The organism is Sedimentitalea sediminis (assembly GCF_042687825.1).
Lineage (GTDB): Bacteria > Pseudomonadota > Alphaproteobacteria > Rhodobacterales > Rhodobacteraceae > Sedimentitalea.
The window spans coordinates 1-6,467 of record NZ_JBHUQE010000042.1; the positions used below are offsets into that span (position 1 = coordinate 1).

The 6,467-nt window shown below is 61.5% G+C and carries 8 protein-coding genes and 1 tRNA gene; 4 read left to right on the forward strand and 5 right to left on the reverse strand.

The window, feature by feature from the left end:
* Positions 1-187: 187 nt before the first annotated feature.
* Positions 188-637 (reverse strand): DUF302 domain-containing protein, encoded by a 450-nt coding sequence (locus tag ACFMPD_RS17110; protein WP_380997123.1) that lies wholly within the window; start codon positions 635-637, stop codon positions 188-190.
* A 97-nt stretch (positions 638-734) separates the two neighbouring features.
* On the opposite strand from ACFMPD_RS17110, the gene hisF reads away from it, so the two are divergent.
* Both hisF and ACFMPD_RS17120 read left to right on the forward strand, forming a co-directional pair.
* On the forward strand, positions 735-1,496 hold the full coding sequence (hisF, locus tag ACFMPD_RS17115; RefSeq protein ID WP_380997125.1) for an imidazole glycerol phosphate synthase subunit HisF: 762 nt from the start codon (positions 735-737) through the stop codon (positions 1,494-1,496).
* Positions 1,493-1,810 (forward strand): phosphoribosyl-ATP diphosphatase, encoded by a 318-nt coding sequence (locus ACFMPD_RS17120; RefSeq protein WP_380997127.1) that lies wholly within the window; start codon positions 1,493-1,495, stop codon positions 1,808-1,810. Before hisF ends, ACFMPD_RS17120 begins: the two co-directional genes overlap by 4 nt.
* 715 nt (positions 1,811-2,525) lie before the next feature.
* Here ACFMPD_RS17120 and ACFMPD_RS17125 read toward each other — a convergent pair.
* From ACFMPD_RS17125 to ACFMPD_RS17135, 3 genes are all read right to left on the reverse strand, one after another.
* A complete protein-coding gene (locus ACFMPD_RS17125; protein WP_380997130.1) occupies positions 2,526-2,996 on the reverse strand; it encodes a CoA-binding protein in 471 nt (156 codons plus the stop codon).
* 176 nt (positions 2,997-3,172) lie between these two features.
* Positions 3,173-3,655, reverse strand: coding sequence for a YHS domain-containing (seleno)protein (locus ACFMPD_RS17130; RefSeq protein ID WP_380997133.1), 483 nt, complete (start codon positions 3,653-3,655; stop codon positions 3,173-3,175).
* Between the two features lie 93 nt (positions 3,656-3,748).
* Positions 3,749-4,123: a hypothetical protein gene (locus tag ACFMPD_RS17135; protein WP_380997136.1), complete on the reverse strand. Its 375-nt coding sequence runs from the start codon at positions 4,121-4,123 to the stop codon at positions 3,749-3,751.
* Positions 4,124-4,242: 119 nt separating this feature from the next.
* Here ACFMPD_RS17135 and ACFMPD_RS17140 point away from each other — a divergent pair, with 119 nt between their 5' ends.
* Positions 4,243-5,124 carry a hypothetical protein gene (locus ACFMPD_RS17140; protein WP_380997139.1) on the forward strand — a complete coding sequence of 294 codons (882 nt, stop codon included), beginning with the start codon at positions 4,243-4,245 and terminating at the stop codon, positions 5,122-5,124.
* On the opposite strand, the gene rlmB is transcribed toward ACFMPD_RS17140, so the two are convergent.
* Positions 5,121-5,894, reverse strand: a complete 774-nt coding sequence (gene rlmB, locus ACFMPD_RS17145; RefSeq protein WP_380997141.1) for a 23S rRNA (guanosine(2251)-2'-O)-methyltransferase RlmB — start codon at positions 5,892-5,894, stop codon at positions 5,121-5,123. The two genes, ACFMPD_RS17140 and rlmB, sit on opposite strands and share 4 nt — an antisense overlap.
* 121 nt (positions 5,895-6,015) lie before the next feature.
* Between rlmB and ACFMPD_RS17150 the strand changes: the two genes are divergently transcribed.
* Positions 6,016-6,099 (forward strand) — tRNA-Tyr (locus ACFMPD_RS17150).
* Positions 6,100-6,467: the final 368 nt, after the last annotated feature.

The following is a 6,467-nucleotide window of genomic DNA, read 5'->3' on the forward strand; positions in this document are numbered from 1 at the left end:
AAGGGGGAAGCTCGCACATCAGCAGATTTGTGCAACAAGGCCGTTCAAAGAAGCAATCATATTTTGCTCCTACGTTTGTCCAACAAGGAGTCGATCATGGCGTGTTGCTTGTCTCTGAACAACCTGATGGAAGTTGCGAAGCGCCCGGGATCTTTACCCAAGTGACCAAAAGGCCGAGATGTGGCATTCAGTTACCGGCGGCCTTGCCCGTCAGCTTGGCCAATGCTCCGGTCATCTTCTTCAGGTATTCCGCATCGGCGGGCACCTGCAGGCCATCCAGCATTTCCTTGGGATCCTCATAGGCCAGCCACGTCTGGCCCTCGGCATCCTGATAAACCAGCACCTTGAGCGGCAGGTAGAGCCCGGCCAGCGGATCGTCCTGCATCGCGGGCGTGCCCAGCTTGGGATTGCCAAAGATCAGCAGTTGCGCCGGGGCCAGGTCCATGTCGACCTTGGCCGCCCCGCCTGCGTGGTCGACACGGGCAAAGACCGTGGCCCCTGCCCCGGTCACGGCGGCCTCTAGCGCGTCCATCGTGGCAGGCACATCCGCGCCGGCCTTGACCCGGACGATATCCTCGGTCGCCAGCGCCGGCAGCCCGGTCATCACCAATATCAACGCGGCAAGCAGGTTCTTCATGGCAGTCTCCCCCTAAATGAATTCTTGCCCTATCCTCTGGCAAATACCGGGAATTGCAAATAAACGGTTTTGTGACTCTGAACAGGACGGCGGTTAGATGCTCAAGACCCGGATCATTCCCTGCCTCGACGTGGCGGATGGCCGTGTCGTCAAAGGCGTGAATTTCGTCGATCTGGTCGATGCCGGCGATCCGGTGGAAAGCGCCAAGGCCTATGATGCCGCGGGTGCCGACGAACTGTGTTTTCTGGATATCCACGCCACACATGAAAACCGCGGCACGATGTTCGATGTCGTCCAGCGCACGGCGGAACAATGCTATATCCCGCTGACCGTCGGCGGCGGCGTGCGCAGCCGCGAGGACGTGCGTGACCTGTTGCTGGCGGGCGCCGACAAGGTCAGCTTTAATTCCGCCGCCGTGGCCCGCCCCGATGTGGTGGCCGAGGCCGCCGACCAGTTCGGCAGCCAGTGCATCGTCGTGGCGATCGACGCCAAGACCGTCAGCCCCGGCAAATGGGAGATCTTTACCCATGGCGGGCGCAAGCCCACCGGCATCGACGCAGTTGAATTCGCCCGCACCGTGGTGGCCAGAGGCGCCGGCGAAATCCTGTTGACCAGCATGGACCGGGACGGCACCCGCGCCGGGTTCAACCTGCCCCTGACCCGCGCCATCTCCGACGCGGTGAACGTGCCCGTCATTGCCTCGGGTGGCGTCGGCACGCTGGATCATCTGGTCGAGGGGGTGACCAGGGGTGGCGCCAGCGCGGTGCTGGCCGCCTCGATCTTTCACTTTGGCGATTTCACAATCCGGCAGGCCAAGGAACATATGGCCGCCGCCGGCATTCCGATGAGGCTGACATGAGCGTTCTGGACGACCTGGCCGCGACCATCGCCGCGCGCAAGGGCGCCGATCCCGACAGCAGCTGGACCGCGAAACTGTTCGCCAAGGGCCCCGAAAAATGTGCCGAGAAATTCGGCGAAGAGGCCATCGAGGCGATCATCGAAGCGGTCAAGGGCGACCGCGCCGGCCTGACATCCGAGGCCGCTGACGTACTCTATCACCTGCTGGTCATGCTGGCCGCGCGCGAAGTGCCGCTGGATGACGTTCTGAACGAACTTGCCCGCCGACAAGGCACCAGCGGGATCGCCGAAAAGGCATCCCGGAAGGGGAAGTAGCCATTTGGGCGATCCAGGGGCGCAAAGTCGACCCTGGAGGCGGCAATCGAATATCCGCAGAGGGGAGAATTCATCAGGCAGCGGAGAGTTGCTCAAAAGCCCGCCGCCGCTCCTTCAACTTGCTGGCGGAATTCACAAAATCATCCAAACATCCGGCTCAGCACTTCGCTCTACACTTTCTAGCGACTCGGCCTGTTCAATACCCGTTTTGTAGAGGCGTCGTCCCCGTCAGCGAGGCGGCCAAAATCTGACTTCTTATCGCGCGTGCCGTCTGGCAACGAGGGAACGGATATCGCAACCGAAATCACGTCGAGAGCAAGTTGAACCGCAAAAATGCCGATCTTTAATGGCAAGAGGCTTTCATCGGCAGGTCGTGAAAATCCGGGGCCGCGTCGCCGTGCCCGGCCGCCACGCTGATATTGGCAGACCTGTCACAGAGCCGGCAGGATAAGCCCCTCCGGTAAAGGGCGAGTCTGCCCTGCGATCGATTTTCCCAACAAAACCATTGTGAGTTTAAAAAACCTCGGTTTTCCAGTCTCTGCGAATGGATCCCTTCGAAGGTCCGCAACGCGGCATCTGACTTTCCTGATTGGCGGCGGGTTTGGGCGGTCTAGAATGAACTTAGAATGAACTCGCCGACCCGCCTTTCCCCTCCACTACCATTCTCCGGCAAACCCGCATATGTACGCGTTCTGCGCGCCAGGCACAGAGCAAGTCACAGTTTGGACGAGATCACGCCGGTGGCAAAACCGCCCATGCGCAGTTCTCCGAACAGGCGCTGGTATTCGATCTTGGGGCAGCGGTTCTGAATCACCGTGACGCCGCGCGCCTCGGCCCGGGCAGCGGCTTCGGCATGGGTGACGCCGATCTGCATCCAGATGGTCTGCAGGTCGGGAAATGCCGCCAGCGCCTCGTCCACGATCTGGGGGACGGCTTCGGAGCGGCGGAAGATGTCGACCATATCGACGGTTTCGCTGATCTCGGACAATGTCGCGACGACCGCGTTGCCGAACAGGTGCTCGCCGGCATGCCCCGGGTTGACCGGGATCACCCGATACCCCTTGAGCCCGAGATAGCGCGCCACATAATAGCTGGGACGCACCGGGTTCATCGACACGCCGACCACGGCGACGGTCCTTGTACGGCTCAGAACCTGTCTGAGAAAATCATCGGAATAGTCTGTCATGGCCGCAACCTAGCGGGTTTGCGACAAACAAAAAAGCGCCCAAGTACATACCCTGGGCGCTGAGTTCGGAACGAGGGACAGTGAAATTATCCGCGAGAGTTCCAGTTCGCGGACAATGACGATATAGGGGCGATCATCCGCCACAAAAGCCCTGCTCGCAGAGCTGTGAGCCGGCTTTACCGCGCCGCCAGCACACGCGGCCAGTTGGCATTCGCGCGGGCGATGTTTCCGGGCACGTCCTCGACCCATTGCACCCAGACGGACGGGTTGTGAATCAAATAAAGCTTGCCGCCGCGAATCTGCCAGACATCCGGGTCAGTGTGCAGAATCATCCCCTGGGACACGCCAAAGGCGCAATAGCCGCCATATTGCGGCGCATAGGCCCGCGGATTGGCCTCGAACATCTCGCGATGTTCCGGCGACACGAACTGCCACACCGCACCTTTCCAGATCACCGCATGCTCGGGTTTGCCAGGCTGCGGCGCGCCGGCGGTGAAATAGGCAACAACGTCATACCCTTCGATCGCCGTACCGTTCCGGGAATTGAAAACCGGTTCTTGGGCACGGGCCGGCAGCGGTGCCAGCAGCGCCCATAGCACCGCCAGCAGCGGGCCGAACCGGGCCAAACCCGAGATTCTCCAAAAAGCGATACGTGCCATTTCCCGACAATGGCAATTGCGCCGTGCCATGAAAAGCCGCGAAACGCAGTTGTGAAGTGGCTTTTGCGATCCTGTGATCAATGTTTCAGCAGGTCAGTCCAGCAGGTCCTCGATCACGTCGATGGTCTCTTTCAGCAGCCAGGTCATGCCGCGCTTGCGGTGTTTCTTGGGCTTGGATCGCACCGGCTTGCCGCGTTTCTTTCCCGACCCGCCCCGTTTTCCCGCCTTGCCGGTCTTGCCGGTCTTGCCATGGCCGCCATCGAGGGCTGACCGGACCGATCGCAAATCCATGGGCGTGGCAGGCCCAGTCTGGGCCGGCGGCAACCTGTCGCGGCGCAGCATCTTGAGATCATGCAGGGGGGCCCCGCAGGTCGCACAGGACAGTTCATGGCGGACCTGCCCGGTCAGGATCAGCGCCGCGCGCGTGCCGCAATAGCAGCAGGTGGCGATCTTGGTTGGCTGTGGCATCTGTCCCCGCATAGATGGTTGCTGATCCGAATTAAGAGGCCGCACGTGCCATTTACAATATGAAAACCAGTTTTGCCTTTCCTGTCGGGCGCCCTGACCCCGGACAATGAGGAAGCGCCGTGCCAAACCTGCCCGAAGATCTGCCTTTTACCATCAGCCTGCACCGGGTGAACCGCGGTGTCGGATATGTCGCCATTCTGCTGCCGGCGTCGCTGTTGGTGATGACCGCGATGGGCGGAACCTGTTTCAGGGCCTCGATCAGCCACTATTATTTCAGCCGGGTCGGCGGCGACATCTTTGTCGGCGCTCTGGTGTTCATCGGCCTGTTGTTGACCTTCTTTTACAGTTTCAAGCCGCAGGACACCGAAGGCTACCTGCAGCATCGCTGGTACGATCTGTGGCTGGCCAAGCTGGCGGGCGTCTGTGCCCTGGGGGTGGCGCTGGTGCCGACGACCGACTCTGGCTGCGCCTATCGTCCCGCCGATGTTGCCCGCGTATTTCTGACCAATCCCCGGCTGAGCGACTCGGCCACGCGTGCAGGCACAGGCGTCACCGGCACGGTCAGTCACGACTTCTGGGCCAGCTTTTCCACCTTTTCCAGCGCCGAAGCTGTGCCGTTGGCGTTGCAGATACTGCATGCGTCCCTGGCTGGCATCATGTTGGCAATTCTCGCCTATTTCTCGTTCTTCGTCTTCACTCGTGGCAATTGCTCGACCTCGTGCGGGCCGATCCGTCCGGGCAGCCGCAAGGCGTTGCGCAACCGCTGCTATCGCGTTCTAGGCTTGCTGATCGCCTTGTCGGTCGCAGCCATCGCCGCCAAGATCGGCTGCGCGCAATGGTTGCTGAGCACCAGTCAGACACAGCGCCTGGATGTCTGGTGGGACAGCTGGCGGTTGACCTTTGGCCTCGAGACACTGGCCCTGACCGGCTTTGGGCTGAGCTGGCTGATCAAGGGGCGGTTCCTGCCGACCCTGCGCGACGAATCTGCGGCGGCGCCTTAGGCGCGCCGCGAGGCATAGAGCGCCACGGCCGCGGCATTCGAGACATTGAGCGAGCCGAAAGCGCCGGCAGCGTCGATCCGCACCAGTTGGTCCACGGTGTCCCGCGTCTTTTGCCGCAATCCCGGCCCCTCGGCGCCCAGCACCAGTGCCACCGGACGGTCCCAGCGCCCCGCCAGGGCGGTCTCGATGGTCTGGTCGGCCTCGCCGTCCAGCCCCAGCACCAGATAACCGATGTCCTGCAGCTGGACGATCGTATCCGCCAGGTTGCGCACCCGCAGATAGGGCTGACGCTCCAAAGCGCCACTGGCGGTCTTGGCCAGCGCCCCGGTTTCCGGCGCGGAATGGTGGCGCGTGCCGATCACCGCCGAGGCGCCCAGAACCTCGGCGCTGCGCAGGATCGCGCCGACATTATGCGGATCGGTGACCCGGTCCAGCAGGATCACGCGCGGCACTTTGGCGCCGATGCAGACCTCGTTGATACCGCCCCATGACAGGGGCCGAACCTGCAGCGCGGCGCCCTGATGCACCGAACCCGGATCGATGGGCGCGCTGAACCGTCGGGCATCCGCCTCTTCGGGCTCGATCCCGGCGGCGGCAATGGCTTCTTCCAGCTTTGCCCGGGCGTTTCGCGTCACGATCAGGCGCAGCTTGACCCGGTTCGGATTGACCAGCGCGTCCCGCACCGCGTGCAGCCCGAACAGCCAGACGGTTTCGTCGCCCTGCGCCTTGCGGGCTTGTTCCTTTTCGATCACCCATTTGGGTTTTTTCATTGCGCGACCCCCAGGGCGAAACTGCCAATCCCGAAGCATCCGAACGGCGGATTTTTCTGTTGACGCCCCTTTGGGCCGCTTGTAATCACGCCTGCACGTCGGGCGCAATGCGCAAGACAGTGGGCGACAGGCCGCAAGGTGTGGCAGGGGACTGTAACTCCCTCGCGGAGACGCACGCCTGGTTCGATTCCAGGGTCGCCCACCATTCCGCACTTTTGGTTGGAAAAATCCGCTAACACCTTGAAGGGAAAGGTGGTTTTAGCGGTTCGATAACCGTTTTCACGACAGTACCGCAAAGGCTCCGTGAAGCACAGTTTCAGCACTGTTCTCTTCAAGGCCAAATTGCCTTTATCGTATATATTCCAAGGACTTGCTAGAAAAGTCATCGTGTGTTCGATAAAGTCGTCGAACCTGCCTTTCGGAGGCAAAGCGTCGCCCGCTTGATCCAGCATTTGCAGCTTCGACCGTTCCAGCTTTTCAACTTTCGTCTCGTAGGCCTTGATCAGCGACTCGCTGGTTGTGTTGACGATGCGATCTAACAGACCCTCAATTGTAAGCGTCCGGTCTGACCGC